Raw genomic sequence first — 17098 nt, forward strand, 5'->3', positions numbered from 1 at the left:
AGTTTGCCTATGTCTTTGGTCCAGATTTACAGGACGCGACTAAAGAGCATCACAGACTCGCCGAAAGGTATATCAAGCAAGCGATCGAGACTCGACTGGATGGTCTGGAGATACTTAATGTAGTGACTGACATTATGTATTGACGAAGGGCTGTAGAGAAGAGTGCAGGTCACCAAAACGTACAAGAAAACCGGGCTACATAGTGTGGTCCGGTTTTAAAAAAACAAAAAGAGGTCTAACATGGGATTAAGAATTTCAACAAACGTAGCAGCGATTAATGCACAAAGAGTAATGAGCGGTAACACTCGTGAAATGCAAAAATCAATGGCTCAATTATCTACTGGTTCACGTATCACTAAAGCCGGTGATGATGCTGCCGGTTTAGCAATTTCTGAAAATTTAAAATCAACTATTCGTTCATACGGTCAAGCATCAAGAAATGCTAATGACGGTATCTCGATGATCCAAACTGCTGAGCAGTCAATGGGTGAGGTTTCAAACGTGTTAACTCGTATCCGTGAATTAGGTATCCAAGCTTCTTCTGATACGATCGGTGACCAAGAGCGTAACTTTATTCAATCTGAGGTTGATGCTCTTAAAGCTGAGGTTCAACGTGTGGCTGAATCTACAACTTTCGGTTCAAAAAAATTATTAGATGGTACTGGTGGTATTTATGATATCCACGTAGGTACTTCTGCAAATGCGGCAACTGACTGGATCGGTTATGATGCAGCAAAAACTAACGTATCTGTTGATGCCTTAGGTATCGCTGGTTTAGATTTTTCAAATAAAGAGGGTGCTCGTGAAGGTTTAGCACAATTAGATTCAGCGCAATTAACAGTAAACGGTTCACGCGCTAATTTAGGTGCATTACAAAATCGACTAACTTCAACTGTGGATGTTATCGGAACTATGTCTGAGTCGATGAGTGCAGCAAATTCGCGTCTACGTGATGCTGATATCGCTAACACGACTTCTGAGCTAGCTCGTAACCAAGTGTTATTACAAGGTACTACTTCTGTATTAGCACAAGCTAACCAATCGCCACAAATGGCTCTTAAATTGATCGGTTAATTTAGAATTGATTAAATGGTTGGGCGGGGTGTGACCTCGCCCTGCTCAACAATTTAAATATAGTTTAAGACGGACGGGGGAATCACCAAGTCCGTCTTTTTTTGTTTTGGGCCCCCGCCCACCCCCCTGCGCTGCGCTTTTTCTTACCGATTACTCTCAAATTCTTTTCATTTACCTCTGTGCAACCGTGAAGGCTTGTTGCTGCAAGGCAAAAGTGGCTATGTTGGCCCTTCTTGAAAATGAAAGGAATAATCATGTTCAAAACAACTTTTTTACTTCTTGCTCTAGTTGCTTCCTGTGTATCTGCATTCGCTGCTGAAACTGCGGCTCCTAAAATTGCTGCAATCAAACCGCCTGAGAAGGAATTAGTGATCTACTCGGCCCGTAAAGAAGAGTTGATTAAACCACTTTTAGATCAATTTACCCAAAAAACAGGCATTCCAGTGAAAATGTTATCCGATGAGGCTCCAAAATTATTGGCCCGTATTGAATCTGAAGGCGCGCAATCTCCGGCCGACGTCTTAATTACCGTAGATGTGGCCAACCTAACGCTTGCTAAAGATAAAGGTTTGTTTGCCAAATTAAACTCAAAAACTTTAAACAATAACGTTCCGGCTTTATACCGAGACAAAGACGGTGAGTGGTTTGGTCTCAGTAAACGTATCCGCGCTGTGTTTTACAACAAAGAAAAAGTTAAACCTGAAGAGTTATCAACTTACGAAGATTTAGCTAACGAAAAATGGAAAGGCAGCATCGTTGCCCGGTCATCTTCGCACCCATATAACCAATCTCTGTTTGCTCACATCATTAAAGTGCACGGCGATAAATTTGCCACTGACTGGGCCAAAGGTTTCGTCGCTAACTTAGCTCGTTCACCGCAAGGTGGCGACTCAGACCAGTTGCGTGCAGTGGCTTCTGGCGAAGCGAAATTAGCTATTTCAAACAGCTACTACTACGGTAAAATGTTAACTTCAAATTTACCTGAAGATAAATTAGTTGCTGAAAAAGTTGGGATCTTTTTTCCGAATCAAAAATCGGCTAAAGGTGAGTTAAATGGCGTGCACGTAAACATCAGCGGCGGTGCGGTGTTAAAAACTTCTAAGAACACAAAAAATGCACAAAAACTTTTAGAATTTTTAAGCTCTGCTGAAGCTCAAGACCTCTACGCCAGCTTAAACAAAGAATTTCCGGTATTAACGACAGCTAAATCTGATACTGTCTTAGCTGCCTGGGGTCCGTTTAAAGAAGATAAAACCCAGCTGCACTCTTGGGCGCCGAAATCAAAACAAGCTACTTTGATCTCTGACCAAGTGGGCTGGAAGTAATTTTGTGTTACGAGCTGCGGCGCTGGCTTTTGCCGCTTTATGTATAGCGCCGTTTCTGGTGATCGCAGCCGCTTGGCTGATTAAGTTATCTCCGGAGACGGCTTCGGCCTGGCAACATGTGGTTCAGTATTTACTGACCGATCATATTATTGATACTTTGTTGCTGGGATTCGGTGTGGCTTTCACAGCGGTGGCTGTGGGAGTTACAACCGCGTGGCTTGCTGCACGCTTTTCTTTTTTCGGACAGTCTGTTTTACAGTTTGCCATGATTCTGCCTTTGGCCGTGCCGGCCTATATTTCGGCTTACGCTTATGGGTGGTTGTTCGAGTACGCAGGTCCGATCCAAACTTTTATCCGCGAAATCACCGGTTGGCAAAAAGGCGATTATTATTTTCCGCAGTTTAGAACTCTGGGCGGAGCTATTCTGGTCATTGGTTTTTCAACGGTTCCCTATGTTTATCTGCTGGCACGTACAGCTTTTTTAACGCAGCCGTTAGAATGGTGGCAGGCAGCCTCGTCAATGGGTTCACAGCCTCGGCATTTTTTCTGGCGGGTGGCCCTGCCGGCTGCGCGCCCTTTTGTTTTTGCCGGCGGGTTAATGGCCTTAATGGAAGCGTTGGCTGATATCGGCACAGTCGCCATTATGGGTGTGCAGAGTTTCGGAGCCGGCATCTACCGCAGCTGGTTTTACCTGGGTGAGCCATTAGTGGCGGCTCGTCTGGCTACGGTGTTGTTAGTTTTTGTATTTTTCTTAATGGTTGTTGAGGCATTTAACCGCCGCCGTCAACGGTTTGCCGCCATTGTGCAAAATACTGAAGTAAAAAAAATAAAATTACCGCCGTTAAAAAACTTTTTGGCTTTTATAGTGTGTCTGCTGCCGGTACTCATTGGCTTCATTATCCCGGTTCTGGTCTTGCTTCGCCTGTTAACCTATAATCAGGTGTTCTCACTGAGTCAGTTAAATCCTGATTTTATCTGGCAGACCCTGCGCCTGGGTGGGTTGAGCGGGTTACTTGTGGCGGCCGTGGCTTTAGTGCTGGCTATGGCCGGACGGTTTTACCCGAAAGGGTGGCTTAGATATTTTACGGCTCTGGCCAACGTGGGCTATGCCGTGCCGGGCGCTATTTTAGCTGTAGGTTTGATGTTGCTGTTCGGCGGGCTGCAGAAAAATTATTTTCCGGATTTGGTTATCACCGGAACTATCGCCGCCTTACTGATTGCCTATGTGGTGCGCTTTGTGGCCACCGCCTATCATCCGCTGCACAGCGGGCTTACGCGCATTCCGCGCGAGTACGATCAGGCTTCGGCGGCTATGGGTAAAAATAAATTTATCACGTTTGTGCGCGTGCAGTTACCGCTGTTAAAACTGCCGCTGGGTGTGGCTTTTGTGGTGGTGTTCTTAGATACGGTCAAAGAATTGTCGGCCACATTAATCCTGCGTCCGTTTGACGTAAAAAATTTAGCGATCGTGGCGTTTGAATTTGCCAGTGATGATCGCCATGTTGAGGCTGCTCCGTATTCTTTAATCCTGATCGGGTTAAGTACGGTGGCAGTCATTGTGTTGTTTCGCTTGTATGAAAAATTAAAGGTGTACCGATGAGTTTAAAATTAACAAACGTCACTTATAAATATCCTAACGCCAATCGCGGCGTAAATCCTGTTTCTTTTAATCTGGCCAGCGGCCAGGTGGCTTGTTTGCTAGGGCCATCGGGAGCCGGCAAATCGACACTGTTAAAAATTCTCGCGGGTTTTGTAACGCCAGATAGTGGCGAAGTTTTTATTCACGACAAAAAAGTTGCCAGCAGCAGTAAGAATATAGTGCCGGTGCAAAAACGTGAAGTCGGGATCGTCTTTCAACAGCATGCGCTTTTTCCGCATATGACGGTGAGCGAAAATATTCTGTACGGCTGCCGCAGACCAAGAGCTGAGCGTAAAGAGTTTTTAAATCAGCTGCTGGAAGAATTTAAAATCAGTTTACACAAAGATAAATACCCGCACGAGATTTCGGGCGGCGAAGCCCAGCGGGTGGCGGTGGCGCGCGCCATTGCCTCAGAACCACGGCTGTTGTTAATGGATGAGCCATTTTCAAGTTTAGACCAGAATCTGCGTGTCCAGGTCGAACAGCAGTGTCTGTCGATTATCCGCGAAAGAAAACTTACGGCCGTGATTGTGACCCACGACGAAGTCAGTGCACAGACGATGGGTGATGTAATTATCCGGATCGAGCAGAACTAGTACGACCTAGGTCTTAACCTTGTCGCAATTCAAGATTTTATAATAGTTACCGATAAGCAGAGCATGAATGTAAAAAATCTTGCCGGTAACGCCATAATTAATACATTACCATCTACTCAGCAAGCGCCTGAAACAAAGGCTATTAAATCTGAGAATACGCATGACCGTGATGCCAACGGACAGCAGCAGTATCAGCAACAGCAAAAAAAGAAAGAAAAGATGACTCGTGAGCAGGCTGAAAAAGCCGTCGAGAATCTGAATGCCAAACATTTTATGTTGGATATGAAATGGGTTGCCGTTTTGACTGAAGATAACGGCTATTTTTATGCTGAAGTAAAAGATCAGAGCGAAAGCCTGATCCGTAAAATTGCGGAGCGCGATTTATGGGAAGTGTTCGAAACACCCACCCACGAAACATCTCAAAAAGGCAACTTACTTAAGCGCACGGCATAACGGCAAATCAAAACCAGAGCGTTAGCGTTTGGACTTGATCCCCAGATTTGTAATAATTAACTTTTCGTATTCTTTCATCAGAAAATTAAACATCTGTCTTTCCGGAATGTCGTAGAGCTTAATAAGCTTCTTTAAGATATCCCAAGGCGGTGAGCACTTGCCGCGCTCCCAGTTAGAAACAAACTGCGATTTGCACTGACAGGCCTTTGCCACGTCGATTTGCGTGAGATTTTGACTCTCACGCTTTTCTTTCAGGTATTCACCCAGCTTACCAAAGTGTTGTTTGAGCGCGGTTTTATTTTCCATAGGTCTAGATAATACTGAAAAAACGCTGTCTTCGTCCAGCTTTGCTGCCTCTATCCAGAGTAAAGTCTGTGGGTCAAATTTGCCCACTCGTCAGAGGGCCAAACTTGGTCCAATGACAAACCATTGACTCACAAAATTTAGACTAACTCTGTCATACTGATCTTGTTGCAATTGTCTTTCATGGAGGAAATACAGTGCCAGTACGCATTAGCGGTTTATCAGGAGGATTGCCCCCGAATCTGGTCGATCAAGTGATCGAAGCAGAACGTATGCCGTTAAAGAAAATGGAAGCTGACAAAGCCAAAGTTGAAGACAAAGTAAAACTAGTTACCGAATTCGAAACCAAAATTAATGACATCTTAAAAAACTTAAATTCAATCGTCGGCGCCCGAGGTTTCAGCGATATGAAATTTATGTCGGGGTTTCCTGATATCGTCGACGGCACAGTGGATCCGGCGATTGCAGATTCTGGTGACTGGACACTTGAGGTTATCCAATTGGCGACCAAACCTTCGATCGTTTCTAACGGTGCCCCTGATAAGGATCAGTCGTCTATCGGTGTTGGTTATATCAAGTTTGATACACCGGAAGGCATACAGGAAGTTTACATCGATGAAGATAACTCTACCCTGGAAAAAGTAGCTGCTAAAATTAATGAAGCCGATGTCGGGGTAAAAGCCACCGTCATTAACGATAGAAAAGATTCGGTTGATAGCTACCGTTTACAGTTAACCGGTGCCAAAACCGGTAATGATCACTCGGTAGAGTTTCCGACCGTGTACATGGTTGATGGTGATTTCGATTTTGAATTCGACCACCAACTGGCAGCCAAAAATGCCAAATATAAATTAAACGGCCACGAGTTCGAAGCGGCCGAGAATAAAATTACGGACGCGATTCCCGGCGTAACTTTAGATCTTAAGCAGGCGCGCGAAGGCACGCCGGTTAAATTAACGGTTACAGAAAATTTTGATGTGATCGGTGAAAAAGTTAAATCATTCGTTGATGCCTATAACGGAGCCTTAAGTTTTATCCAGAGCCAGAACAAGCTGACAGAAACCAAAGATGGTATGCAGCGCCTGGGCCCATTAGGTGGCGACAGTATGCTTCGTATGACGGAAGGCCGCCTGCGCAGTATTATCCAGAACGTACAGGAGACAAACAGCTCGTACGAACGGATTTTAGAGCTTGGCATTGAGTTTAACCGTAACGGTACATTAGATTACAAAGCTGAAAAATTTAAAAAAGCCGTCGCAGAAGATCCGCGCGATGTGATCGAATTTTTACGCGGAGATTTAGTCAACACCGGATTTATCACGAACATGCGTAAGCGTATCCGTGAGATCACAGATCCGTCGACCGGCGCAGTGGGCACTCGTAAAACGAGCATGCAGCGTCAGGTTTCAAATATAGATCAAAAAATAGATAGAAAAGAAAAACAGCTCGAAAAGCGTGAAGAGTCTTTACGACGTCAATTCTCCAAAATGGAAGAGGCGATGTCGAAGCTTAACTCGCAGGGCGCAGCAATCGGGAAGGGGTAAGGTAGAAGAGTATGGCAGCAAATCCATATCAAAAGTATAAACAGACATCGATAACGAGTGCACCTCGTGAGCAGATCTTATTGATGTTATATGAGGGCGCAATCAAGTTTACCAAACTTGCAATTCTGGCCGCCGAACAAAAAAAGATCGCAGACCGCGGGCATAACCTGATGCGGGCTTACGATATCATCATGGAATTACAAGTGTCGCTGGACCACAAAGTTGGGGGCGATATCGCAAAACAACTCGATCAGTTGTATACGTATATCCTGGATCAATACACTAAAGCTAACATTAAGGGTGATATTGAAGCCATGAAGAATGCATTAAAAGTAATTGAAAACCTATACGAAGGCTGGAAAGTAGCCGTAGAAAAATATAAAAAAGAGCAAGACGCCAAAGGGGGCACAGCATGATCCGCTTAGTTCAATTAATGACAGAGAAAAACCACTTTCTTGAGAAGTTTTACACTTTGAATGAACAACAGATCATTAAACTTGAAAGCGGTCATTATGAAGAAATCGAAGCGTTCTACAATAAACGCGAAGATTTAATCAATATCCTTAAATATATTGATTCAGAAATCAACAAAGCCCACATGCAACATAAAGACATTAATGGCGTGTTTGCCGAAACAGACAAGCGTGCGTTACGCGAGTGCATGCGTGCAAAAGAAATGTTTGTAAGCCGTATCTTGGATCAGGATATGCAGGTCTTAGCCTTAATCGATCAAGCTAAAACCAAGATCATCCGCGAGCTACAGGACGTAAGATTAGCCAAAAAGGCCATGGCCGGCTATAAGTCTGCGTAGTTCAAAACTGCCTAGTCTTTTGTTAGCCAAGTCAGTAAATTGACTTGCTTGTCATAGAATAGCGATTGCTGAAATAAAACGGGAGCGAAAGCTCCCGTTTTATTTGATTTAAACCGATGGCATTCACCTTGCTTTATAAAATCTTGTAGAAACCGCTCAGGAAGGGCGGTCCAGTCAACTGCGCGGAGGCAATGAATGCTACATACGAACAGCCAGTTTAAAGCGGCTCAGGATCTTTTCAAAAACGGTCAATACAAAAAATCATTTTTAAATTTGATCAAAATCTCAACTGAATATTCTAACGAGCCTGAATTTTTAAGATTGCTGTCGCAAGTGCAGATGTCTTTAAAAGATTTTACGGGTCAGTTAAAAACCCTGCAGGTGCTGTCTGACAGAAGTCAGGCCATCGAAGATAAAGTTAAATACATGATGGCCTTGCTTGCGCAAGGCAAGCGTAATGAATCTTTAGATGAAGCCTTAAAGCTTTTGACTATGCCGCTTGCAAAAAGTGAAAAGGTTTTCGTTTTTAAAGCTTTGATCAGAATCTATTCGGTAGAAAATGACTTTGAAGGTCTTGAAGATGTTTGTCGCGAGCTGCAGACCTTAGGTGTTGCTGATGCCGAAGTCAGCTATTCGCATGCATTAGTTGAAGCTGCAAAAGGTGAATTAGACCAGGCGATTGAACATTTACGTCAGGCTGTTGTCGATAACCCTACGTTTGATACCGGGTGGGCCGCACTGGGTTTGTACCATTATAAAAAGGGTGATATCGAGTTGGCCAAAGCTAATTTAGAAAAAGCATTGGATATCAATCCGTCAAATACGACGGCTTTGAAACATATTTCAAACTGGGTTGATGACTCACAGCCGGATGAATTAAACGCGACGTTAGAGAAAGTAAATTATTATTTACAAAAGTTTAACTTCGACGAAGAAATCTCAGGTTGTCATGCCAATCTGTTGATTAAAAAAGGTCAAGCTGACCTAGCTAAATTAGAAATCGATAAGCTTACTTATTATTTTGGAAATTAATTGAGTTCATGCTAGCCTTTTTAGGTGAACGTTTATGTCCAACACCAATACTTAGACCAAGTTAAACACACTGTTCAAAGTTTAGGTGTTGGTTTGTCCGAAAATCTCGAACAGCCTGCTGATCTGGCGGTTTTTGACAGCCGCCACATTCCGAGCCAGTCGCAGCTTGAAAAATTTAAAGAAAAAGTATTGATCGTCGATCAGACGGGTGCCGATTTTCGGTTACTTCAGCTGGTCAACCCGCGTTTAGTACTAACCACGGCAGAGCTTGCGCAGTTGACGCAGCTGATTCAGTTACTGCAACGGCAGAACAGTTCGGTTTTTAAAGCGGCTGATCTCGTGGCGGTCGATGAGAGCGGACAGATCGAAAGTTTAAAAAAAGAACTACAGGAAAAGTCAGAATCCTTAAAATATTTCGTCAATGAAGAAAATTTAAAAAAGCAAAAAGAAAAAAAGCTGTTATATTTTCTCGATTTTTTAAATGCCGAGCAGGACACACCGGATTTCATGGAAAACCTGTGCGATTTATTGTGGGCTGATTTAAAAAAACTCGGCTCGTTCCATCTATTGGGGTTTATCGTTACTCTTTCCAAGCAAGAAAATGCTTTTATGATCTTTGACGGTAAGCAGGCTAAATTTAATTACAACATCCGTTTTGCCGGGACTGATGAAAAACAGTATGCCGTGCAGTTGGCAGATATTCTCCAGCGCCCGATTGCCGCGACCAAGTTTTGGACCAGTGAGAAAAATGGCTTAAAGAGTTTTTTCTTTTTAGAAAACCGCGGAGCCATTGCCGCACCGGAAAGTCTGGATTCTTATATCTCTGAGCGTATTGATTTAATGGTGCTGATGATCCAGCGCCATATTTCTCAGTTGCAAACCAGTTATTTACTCAATAAATGGAACGTCTTCGGTAAGGCCTATCAGCAGCCGATGCATGTGATCAGTGCAGATTATACGCTGGTGCAGTCTAACTTTTACGACCAGAGCCAGCCGCTCAAATGCTTTGAGAAGCTGGCAGGGCGAAGTTCTCCTTGTGAGAACTGTCCGGTGACGGAGCAGAAAAATGTAAGTCCGGTTACGATTAACAACCGTAAATACAAATCATACGCGACGAAGTTTTCGACCGATAGCGACTATTTTTTTGTATTCTACGAAAACCAGAGTGAATCAGATCTGATCAAATCAAACATGATTCAGAATGAAAAAATGAACGTGATCGGCCAGCTGGCCAATCACCTGGCGCACGAATTAAATAACCCGCTGACAGGATTAAAGTTAGCTACGGAGTTCATTTTGCAGCAGCCGCAGCTAGAAACCACCGTTAAGAACGATTTTAACGAAGTGTTAAAGGGCATCGACCGCTGCAAAAATATTATTACTGATTTACTGGAATTCAGCTCTGACCAGAGCCCGAACCTGACCGTTGGCAGCGTCGACGAAGTGATTAAAAAGACGATGCCGCTGTTAAAGTCGATCACGCGCGCATTTAATGTTTTTATCGACGTTAAAAATGTGCCGGTGCGCATGAATGCCGGGCAGTTACAGCAGATTATTTTTAACCTGATTAAAAATTCTTGTCAGGCGATGCCGGCCAAAGGCTCGATTAAAATTTATGATATAGATACACCGGCCCATTACGATGTGATTTTTGAGGACAACGGCAGTGGCCTTCCGGAGAGTATTAAAAACAACCTGTTCGAACCGTTTGCCACCACCAAACAAAGCGGCGAGGGCACCGGCCTTGGTTTGTATATTTCAAAAAGTTTAGCGAAGCGGATGTTTGCCGATCTGTTGCACGATGCCGGATATAAAAACGGCACACGATTTATTCTAAGGTTCTTTAAATGAGATTATTAATTTGTGACGATGAAGATTTAATCCGTAAATCACTGGCCCGGGCGTTTCGTGCCCAGGGCCATGATGTGATCGAGGCCGAAAACGGTGCTGTGGCTCTGGAGCTTTTAAAGAGTCATGATATTGATTTACTGGTGCTCGATCTGTTGATGCCCGAAAAAAACGGCTTTGATGTGTTGGCTGAGATGAACGTGGTTAAGCCTGTGATTATTATTTCGGCCTTCTCCGGCCAGAGCCAGGGGCATTTTCATGCTGAAGATTATCCTCAGGTGGTGGGATTTATTAAAAAACCTTTTGACCACTTAAGCGTTGTGATACAAGAAATGACCAGTATTTATGAGAATTATATCCGGAAAATATAAAGGCAGAAACCTTGTCAGCTTTAAGGCCGACCACATCCGACCGACCATGGATCGAGTCAAGGAAACTTTATTCAATAAGTGGATGGGGTATGTGGATGAAGCCCGCGCCTTAGATTTGTTTGCCGGTACCGGAAATCTGGGCCTGGAGGCTCTTTCGCGCGGAGCCAAGCACGTCACTTTTGTGGAAAAGAATGCCAAGTCTGTGGATATTATCCGTAAAAATGTAGAATTGTTAAAGATCGCCAAAGACGAGCATGTGGTGATTCCTAAGGATGTATTCTCTTTTATTAAGTCTTATCAGGGCGAGGGCTTCGATATTATCTTTATTGACCCGCCATTTACCGAAAAACTGGCTGACGATGTGATGACGGCGCTGGCAAGTAGCCAATGTTTTCATCAAAACACCCTGATTGCCATCGAGGCCATTAAGCAGGAAAAGATCGGAACCGAGTACGGTGATTTGATATGCTATGACAAACAAGATTATGGCGACAAAAGTCTTTCCCTGTTTCAGAAAAAAGCTTAATCTCCTTTCATGTCACAGATAGCCGTTTATCCGGGAAGTTTTGATCCTATTACATCGGGCCACGTGGATATCATCCATCGCCTGTCTGAGATTTTTGACCAGGTGATCGTCTTGGTTGCCCAATCCGGCGATAAAACCTACATGTTCAAAGCGGAAGAGCGCGCCGAATTCGTCCGTAAACAGTTTTCGCATAAAAAAAATATTCAGGTTGATATCTTCCAAGGCCTGACCGTTGATTACATGAAAACCAAAGGCGCTAAAGTTATCGTGCGCGGTTTGCGTGCGGTAGCTGACTTTGAATATGAGGGCACTTTGGCCAATATTAATAAAAAAATTGCTCCAGAGATTGAGACGTTCATGATTTTCTCAAAACCAGAGTATTATTTTATTTCTTCGCGCGGAGTAAAAGAGTTGGCTAAAAATGGCGGTAATTTAACCGGTTTGGTGCCGGATATTGTTATTCCCGAATTAGTTAAAAAGCTTAAGAAGTAATTTTTTAAAAAGGATCGGTTGTTATGTTATCAAAAAAAGCGTTAAGCCTTAAATCATCTCCGACTCTGGCTCTTGTAGCTAAAGCAAAAGAATTACAGGCGCAGGGTCACAATGTGATTTCGTTAACAGTGGGTGAGCCTGACTGGCCAACTTACAAAGTGGCCGCCGAAGCCGGTATCAACGCGATCCAAACCGGTTTTACCAAATACACGGCTGCTAACGGCACCATCGAGTTGCGTAAAGCGATCGCGATGCGCACTGAAGCTGATCTTGGCTTAACTTATAATCCTGCAAAAGAAGTCGCCGTTACGAGCGGTGCAAAGTATGCGATCTTCACGGCCCTTCAGGTGCTGTGCGATCCAGGAGACGAAGTGATCATTCACTCGCCGTACTGGGTTAGCTACCCGGCCATGGCAGAGCTTGCCGACGCGGTTCCTAAAATTGTCGACTGCAAAGCTGAACATAATTTCAAGCTTTCCGCAGCTCGCCTAGAGCAGGCAATCACGCCAAAAACCAAAGTATTTTTATTCTGTTCGCCGTCAAATCCGACAGGCTTTGTGTATTCAAAAGAAGAGTTAAAAGCCATGGCCGATGTTCTTAAAAAACATCCGCGCGTGGTGGTGATCTCTGATGATATGTATAACCGATTAATGCTGGATGGAACAGCGATCGCGCCTCACTTGTTGCAAGTAGCGCCCGAGCTTCGTGACCGCACGATTTTAATCAACGGCGGTTCAAAAGCCTATTCAATGACTGGCTGGAGAATTGGCTGGGCCATGGGGCCTGAGAAGGTTTTAAAAGCGATCGGTGATTACGCATCTCAATCAACCGGGGCGCCGTCTTCGATTGCGCAGGCGGCGGCTGAAAAAGCGTTATTACATTCAGAAACGGATATCAAAAACACCGTCGAATTACTAAAGACCCGTTTAGAGGCAGCCATTAAACGCATGGGCCAGATCAAAGATCTGCAAGTGTACAAACCAGACGGCGCGTTTTATTTATGGATCAATGTTGAAAAATTTTTGGGCCGTAAATACAAGGGCGAAGTCGTGCAGTCGTCAGCGCAGTTCGGAAAAATCTATTTAGAAGATTTTCATGTGGCGACTGTTCCTGGCGAAGAGTTCGGTGAGCCGGGCTACATGCGTTTAAGTTTTGCGACTGAAACTGCAAAGTTTAACGAAGCCATGGACCGCATGCAAAAAATGATCGATCAGATGTCGTAAGCTTGTTTTGATCTGCCATCGGCAGACCTTACTCTAAAGGGCCGACTTCGCAGTCGTCCTAGTGCTTCTACGTAGACTTAACAATGCGTTTAAATTCGAACGGCTTGACGATTTTACCGTCGGCTGTTTTCGTCGTTGCCGTATCGGCAGTGAACGTTTGAGGCATATGTTGAATCGTCTTTTTGAATTCAGCGCTTAACGCAGTCTGCGTGCTCATGTCCTGTTGAACAGCTTCAAATGCTGTCGACGTAATTTTCGTATTTAATTTAGATGTTGAATATAATGAGTTCTGATTGGTTAAAGCCTGGGTGAACTCGTTTAACTCGTTTTCTGCGGTCTGAGCGGCGTTGCCGGCCTGAGCTGTGGTGCCTTGTGCCCATGCAGGCAACTGATCTTCGGCAAATTGTAAGTTGTCTTTGTTAACTTTAATGATCATTTGCACTTCGGCCGGGGTAAGATCGACCTGCGCTAAGATTTGTTCTAAAGTGTAACCCTGGTGGGCCATTTTGGCTGCGGTGACATATAAAGTAGTTTTCTGGCGGTTTTGCATTTCGCCCTTGGGGATTGATTCCTGAAAGATCTTAGAAATTTCTAGACCTTTGTTCAGCATAGCCTGGATCTGGGAAATCTGCTCATCGCTGGCAGCCATCACCTGGCGTACTTCACCGGTTTTTTGATCTAAGATATGAACAAGTTTACGAACCTGTTGGTCGGTTTTATCTGATAAGTCTTCTAAAATGGAGATTTTATTCTGTAATAACTGTAAGCCTTTGGTTAAACGCTGATCTTCTTTTTTCTCTCTTACGCGTAGGAATAAACTGAATGAAAGTCCGGCTAATAAAACGATATTGAAGAAGGTTAGTAGCAAAAGCCAAATATTCACGGAAAGTCCCTCCATGGACAGTGTTGATACTTTAAGTTTATGTCTCGAAATAGAACGTCACAAGGTGGTCCAGATCAGTTCTAGACTTCAATGACTCATTATTTCACATTTTGGACCTTGGGCGTATTACTAAAATACAATTTATGACTTAATATGAAACTTGGGGAGACAGTAAGTATGAAACAATTATTGTTGGGTGTGCTCGCGGCTTTCGCGTTAGGTACGGTGGCATGTGCGCCGGTAAAGTTCACAAAATCAGAAACGCAAAAAGTAGACGACACCGTTACAGGCTCATCAATTTCCTGTAATCCAAAAATTTCTCCCAATCTTAGCACTTACACTTACGCAGCCACAGGCAACCCAAGCCTTCTGTCAAACTGTACAACTTCGAATTTAAATTATGAGTGGGTGATTAAGCGCTCAGATACGTCGGTGGTCAGTGTTTCAATCGCCGGTTTAAGCGGCGCCAACCCAGCTAACATCGATTTACGGGTGTTAGGGGAAGGTACTTATTATATTTTCTTAACTGCACGTGACCCGGCGGGTTCGATCGCTCCGTTCACGGCCACGACGCCGCTAGAATTAGTGGTTCCTGGTGCGGGCACGGGTAATTCGTTAACCTGTGATCCGAAATTAAACGGTAACGTAACTTCGATCACTTTAAATTCTGCAGACAACAATCCGACGGTTTCGGCAAATTGTACGCCGGCCGCCGGCTCGTACATCTGGACTGTCACTAAGAATGGTTCGGCCATCACGATCGCCGGACTAAGCGGCGCAAGCTCAGCTCCGAATATTAAAAGTTACGGTGCCGGTACTTACCGCATCTCTTTATACGCAACGGCCAGCGGTTCTGCGCACTGGCAAACTTCGGTTCCATTAACCGTAACTGTTAATGCCACGCCACCGCCTGAAACACCGATTTTATGTAATCCGAAAATCAACGGTTCACTCAACACAATCACGGTAAATACAACAACTAGTAATCCGCTGATTTCTGCCAACTGTATTCCGGTTGATGTTAACTACGCTTGGCGCGTAACTAAAAACGGCAACACTGTTAGTGTGCCGGCATTAAACGATGCCAACGCAAATCCGGATTTTTCGGCATTAGGTAATGGCACTTATTTAATTTACTTAACTGCGACTAAAACTAATTACACGACTTGGAATACCACAACGCCGTTAACAATTACCGTCGATAACTCGGTGACTCCGAATCCGACGATTGACTGTTCACCGCGTTTAAATGCGGATTCTACGGCTGTCACAATCACAAGTGCTACGGGTAATCCGACGGTTTCATCAAACTGTGTTCCGAATACAGCGGCCTTAACCTGGTCGGTGACTAAAAACGGAAATCCGGTGGCCATTAATGGATTAGCCGGTGCAACTTCAACCCCTGATTTCTTATCTGCAGGGCTTGGTACGTACCGCATCTATTTAAATGCACAGCAAGCTAACTACAATGCCTATTCAATCCCGACACCGCTTGAAGTGACGGTGGCTAATGTGGTGACACCAACCCGCCGTGTGACCTTAACGAAGAACGTGCAGGTAACAGACAATAAAGTAGATATTATTCTGATCGTCGATGATTCGAACTCGATGTTATCGGATAACAGAAAACTAGCTGAGCGTTTACAGGGTTTTGTAAATAACCTGTCAGCGCAAAGTGTTGATTGGCAGATCTGTGCGACGGTGACACGCTCGCAGCAGATCAACAGCGTTTATTACTGGGGAGCTTCACGTTACTGGACAGATTATGTCGGTACACCGAGATGGATCTTAAAAGCCGGTGCGAGTGACCCGTACGCAATCTTTACCAAAACCATCGACGCGATCGGTGCTGGTTGGGCTGATTCAGATGATGAGCGCGGTATTAAAGCGGCTTACTGGCATGCTGAATACGCTTCAAGCAACAACTGTTACCGAAGTGATGCTTCAATTTCTGTGATTATTATTTCGGATGAAGATGTGCGTTCGGTCGGCGGTGATCAGGCGCAGGTGTATTACGGTGGCGAATTAAAAGCGTTAGAGGCCGATGATCTGCCACAGGCCTACGTAAGCAAAATCAAACAAAAATTCGGAATTAATAAACGTTTTACGGTAAATTCTATTATCGTTAAGCCGGGTGATTCAGCCTGTATGGCAGCACAAGATAGCGGTGGTGCGAAATCTCATTACGGTAAGTACTATGCCGAGCTTTCAAGCTTAACCAATGGTTTTACCGGAAGTATTTGTGATAATGATTACTCACAGAACTTAAATTACTTCCGCGACCGTATCGTAAGCTCGTTATCGTCGATCCCGTTAGAGTGTGCTCCGGTTGGCAGTGTCAGTGTGACCGTAACGCCTGCCGTTGCCGGTATGTCGACGCGTATCGAGAACAATACGTTGATCTTCGCCCCAACAGTTCCTGCAGGCCATACAATTAACCTGGGCTACGATTGCCCGTTAAACTAATCGGCTGCGTAATGCATTGACGGCATTCAGATCCTTCGCTGTAGTTTGTATATAAACAAAAGCGAGGGATTTTTTTATGAAATTAATCACAGTATTAGCTACGACTCTGTTAAGTTTAACTCTATTTGCGGCCGACGTTCCAGCACCTAAGCCGGTTGAAAAAGGTTATATCGATTTTGGCTTGGTTCCGCACGGCGGTTCACGCACCCAGATTTTAACCTTAACCAATAATAGCGAAGAACCACTTACTGATATTTCTGCTAAAATCAGCGGTGATTTTTCGATGAAAAGTAAATGTCCGCGTGTTTTACAAGCGGGTGAATCTTGCCAGGCAAAAATTTGGTTCTGGGCTACGCGCGAAGGTGGTCACTATGGCCGTCTTAAAGTGACCACATCAGCAAAGGATTATCACTATGACCTGTATGGCTATGGTGATAGAGACCCGATCGGCAATATACCACAGCCGCCAATTCCCAACCCACCACGCCCGTAATGGAAAACAAAAAAGGGAG

Annotated in this window: 18 protein-coding genes; 16 read left to right on the forward strand and 2 right to left on the reverse strand. The window is 44.4% G+C overall.

The genetic code is table 11. The features are described from left to right. Positions 1 to 240: 240 nt before the first annotated feature. From AC04MM_RS07670 to AC04MM_RS07690, 5 genes are all read left to right on the forward strand, one after another. Positions 241 to 1074: a flagellin N-terminal helical domain-containing protein gene (locus tag AC04MM_RS07670; RefSeq protein WP_475379753.1), complete on the forward strand. Its 834-nt coding sequence runs from the start codon at positions 241 to 243 to the stop codon at positions 1072 to 1074. A 254-nt stretch (positions 1075 to 1328) separates the two neighbouring features. Beyond that, positions 1329 to 2399, forward strand: a complete 1071-nt coding sequence (locus tag AC04MM_RS07675; protein WP_475379754.1) for an extracellular solute-binding protein — start codon at positions 1329 to 1331, stop codon at positions 2397 to 2399. Between the two features lie 4 nt (positions 2400 to 2403). Then, complete coding sequence (locus AC04MM_RS07680; RefSeq protein ID WP_475379755.1) at positions 2404 to 3999, forward strand: ABC transporter permease; 1596 nt, start codon at positions 2404 to 2406, stop codon at positions 3997 to 3999. Further along, positions 3996 to 4634 (forward strand): ABC transporter ATP-binding protein, encoded by a 639-nt coding sequence (locus tag AC04MM_RS07685; RefSeq protein ID WP_475379756.1) that lies wholly within the window; start codon positions 3996 to 3998, stop codon positions 4632 to 4634. The genes AC04MM_RS07680 and AC04MM_RS07685 overlap by 4 nt, the downstream gene beginning before the upstream one ends. A gap of 63 nt (positions 4635 to 4697) precedes the next feature. Continuing rightward, a complete protein-coding gene (locus AC04MM_RS07690) occupies positions 4698 to 5087 on the forward strand; it encodes a flagellar protein FlaG (protein WP_475379757.1) in 390 nt (129 codons plus the stop codon). A gap of 21 nt (positions 5088 to 5108) precedes the next feature. Here the strand turns inward: AC04MM_RS07690 and AC04MM_RS07695 are convergent, their stop codons facing one another. Then, positions 5109 to 5393, reverse strand: coding sequence for a helix-turn-helix domain-containing protein (locus AC04MM_RS07695; protein WP_475379758.1), 285 nt, complete (start codon positions 5391 to 5393; stop codon positions 5109 to 5111). Positions 5394 to 5587: 194 nt separating this feature from the next. Here AC04MM_RS07695 and fliD point away from each other — a divergent pair, with 194 nt between their 5' ends. The 9 genes from fliD (at position 5588) to AC04MM_RS07740 (ending at position 13237) form a co-directional block, all read left to right on the forward strand. Next, a complete protein-coding gene (fliD, locus tag AC04MM_RS07700; protein ID WP_475379759.1) occupies positions 5588 to 6934 on the forward strand; it encodes a flagellar filament capping protein FliD in 1347 nt (448 codons plus the stop codon). A gap of 11 nt (positions 6935 to 6945) precedes the next feature. Further along, positions 6946 to 7350 carry a flagellar export chaperone FliS gene (fliS, locus tag AC04MM_RS07705; protein ID WP_475379760.1) on the forward strand — a complete coding sequence of 135 codons (405 nt, stop codon included), beginning with the start codon at positions 6946 to 6948 and terminating at the stop codon, positions 7348 to 7350. Continuing rightward, the gene (locus AC04MM_RS07710) at positions 7347 to 7745 is read left to right on the forward strand and encodes a hypothetical protein (protein ID WP_475379761.1); all 399 of its coding nucleotides are present in this window, start codon (positions 7347 to 7349) and stop codon (positions 7743 to 7745) included. Before fliS ends, AC04MM_RS07710 begins: the two co-directional genes overlap by 4 nt. A gap of 195 nt (positions 7746 to 7940) precedes the next feature. Further along, a complete protein-coding gene (locus AC04MM_RS07715; RefSeq protein ID WP_475379762.1) occupies positions 7941 to 8777 on the forward strand; it encodes a tetratricopeptide repeat protein in 837 nt (278 codons plus the stop codon). 24 nt (positions 8778 to 8801) lie between these two features. Next, positions 8802 to 10628 carry a sensor histidine kinase gene (locus AC04MM_RS07720; protein ID WP_475379763.1) on the forward strand — a complete coding sequence of 609 codons (1827 nt, stop codon included), beginning with the start codon at positions 8802 to 8804 and terminating at the stop codon, positions 10626 to 10628. Then, positions 10625 to 10996, forward strand: a complete 372-nt coding sequence (locus AC04MM_RS07725) for a response regulator (RefSeq protein ID WP_475379764.1) — start codon at positions 10625 to 10627, stop codon at positions 10994 to 10996. Before AC04MM_RS07720 ends, AC04MM_RS07725 begins: the two co-directional genes overlap by 4 nt. Beyond that, positions 10971 to 11522, forward strand: a complete 552-nt coding sequence (gene rsmD, locus AC04MM_RS07730; protein WP_475379765.1) for a 16S rRNA (guanine(966)-N(2))-methyltransferase RsmD — start codon at positions 10971 to 10973, stop codon at positions 11520 to 11522. The genes AC04MM_RS07725 and rsmD overlap by 26 nt, the downstream gene beginning before the upstream one ends. A gap of 9 nt (positions 11523 to 11531) precedes the next feature. Next, a complete protein-coding gene (gene coaD, locus AC04MM_RS07735) occupies positions 11532 to 12014 on the forward strand; it encodes a pantetheine-phosphate adenylyltransferase (protein ID WP_475379766.1) in 483 nt (160 codons plus the stop codon). Between the two features lie 23 nt (positions 12015 to 12037). Next, positions 12038 to 13237, forward strand: a complete 1200-nt coding sequence (locus AC04MM_RS07740; RefSeq protein ID WP_475379767.1) for a pyridoxal phosphate-dependent aminotransferase — start codon at positions 12038 to 12040, stop codon at positions 13235 to 13237. Positions 13238 to 13304: 67 nt separating this feature from the next. Here the strand turns inward: AC04MM_RS07740 and AC04MM_RS07745 are convergent, their stop codons facing one another. Next, complete coding sequence (locus AC04MM_RS07745) at positions 13305 to 14120, reverse strand: DUF2802 domain-containing protein (RefSeq protein WP_475379768.1); 816 nt, start codon at positions 14118 to 14120, stop codon at positions 13305 to 13307. Between the two features lie 177 nt (positions 14121 to 14297). Here AC04MM_RS07745 and AC04MM_RS07750 point away from each other — a divergent pair, with 177 nt between their 5' ends. Next, positions 14298 to 16586 carry a hypothetical protein gene (locus tag AC04MM_RS07750; RefSeq protein ID WP_475379769.1) on the forward strand — a complete coding sequence of 763 codons (2289 nt, stop codon included), beginning with the start codon at positions 14298 to 14300 and terminating at the stop codon, positions 16584 to 16586. Between the two features lie 76 nt (positions 16587 to 16662). After that, positions 16663 to 17079 carry a choice-of-anchor D domain-containing protein gene (locus AC04MM_RS07755; RefSeq protein WP_475379770.1) on the forward strand — a complete coding sequence of 139 codons (417 nt, stop codon included), beginning with the start codon at positions 16663 to 16665 and terminating at the stop codon, positions 17077 to 17079. Positions 17080 to 17098 lie beyond the last annotated feature (19 nt).

It is taken from the genome of Bdellovibrio sp. SBM16, assembly GCF_056175625.1.

What these genes read in the sequence shown, in the direction of transcription:
- AC04MM_RS07755 (WP_475379770.1), top strand. Translation starts at nt 16,663, where the DNA reads ATGAAATTAATCACAGTATTAGCTACGACTCTGTTAAGTTTAACTCTA.
- fliS (WP_475379760.1), top strand. Translation starts at nt 6,946, where the DNA reads ATGGCAGCAAATCCATATCAAAAGTATAAACAGACATCGATAACGAGT.
- AC04MM_RS07725 (WP_475379764.1), top strand. Translation starts at nt 10,625, where the DNA reads ATGAGATTATTAATTTGTGACGATGAAGATTTAATCCGTAAATCACTG.
- rsmD (WP_475379765.1), top strand. Translation starts at nt 10,971, where the DNA reads ATGAGAATTATATCCGGAAAATATAAAGGCAGAAACCTTGTCAGCTTT.
- AC04MM_RS07750 (WP_475379769.1), top strand. Translation starts at nt 14,298, where the DNA reads ATGAAACAATTATTGTTGGGTGTGCTCGCGGCTTTCGCGTTAGGTACG.
- AC04MM_RS07685 (WP_475379756.1), top strand. Translation starts at nt 3,996, where the DNA reads ATGAGTTTAAAATTAACAAACGTCACTTATAAATATCCTAACGCCAAT.
- AC04MM_RS07695 (WP_475379758.1), bottom strand. Translation starts at nt 5,393, where the DNA reads ATGGAAAATAAAACCGCGCTCAAACAACACTTTGGTAAGCTGGGTGAA.
- AC04MM_RS07710 (WP_475379761.1), top strand. Translation starts at nt 7,347, where the DNA reads ATGATCCGCTTAGTTCAATTAATGACAGAGAAAAACCACTTTCTTGAG.
- AC04MM_RS07715 (WP_475379762.1), top strand. Translation starts at nt 7,941, where the DNA reads ATGCTACATACGAACAGCCAGTTTAAAGCGGCTCAGGATCTTTTCAAA.
- AC04MM_RS07670 (WP_475379753.1), top strand. Translation starts at nt 241, where the DNA reads ATGGGATTAAGAATTTCAACAAACGTAGCAGCGATTAATGCACAAAGA.
- coaD (WP_475379766.1), top strand. Translation starts at nt 11,532, where the DNA reads ATGTCACAGATAGCCGTTTATCCGGGAAGTTTTGATCCTATTACATCG.
- AC04MM_RS07690 (WP_475379757.1), top strand. Translation starts at nt 4,698, where the DNA reads ATGAATGTAAAAAATCTTGCCGGTAACGCCATAATTAATACATTACCA.
- AC04MM_RS07740 (WP_475379767.1), top strand. Translation starts at nt 12,038, where the DNA reads ATGTTATCAAAAAAAGCGTTAAGCCTTAAATCATCTCCGACTCTGGCT.
- AC04MM_RS07675 (WP_475379754.1), top strand. Translation starts at nt 1,329, where the DNA reads ATGTTCAAAACAACTTTTTTACTTCTTGCTCTAGTTGCTTCCTGTGTA.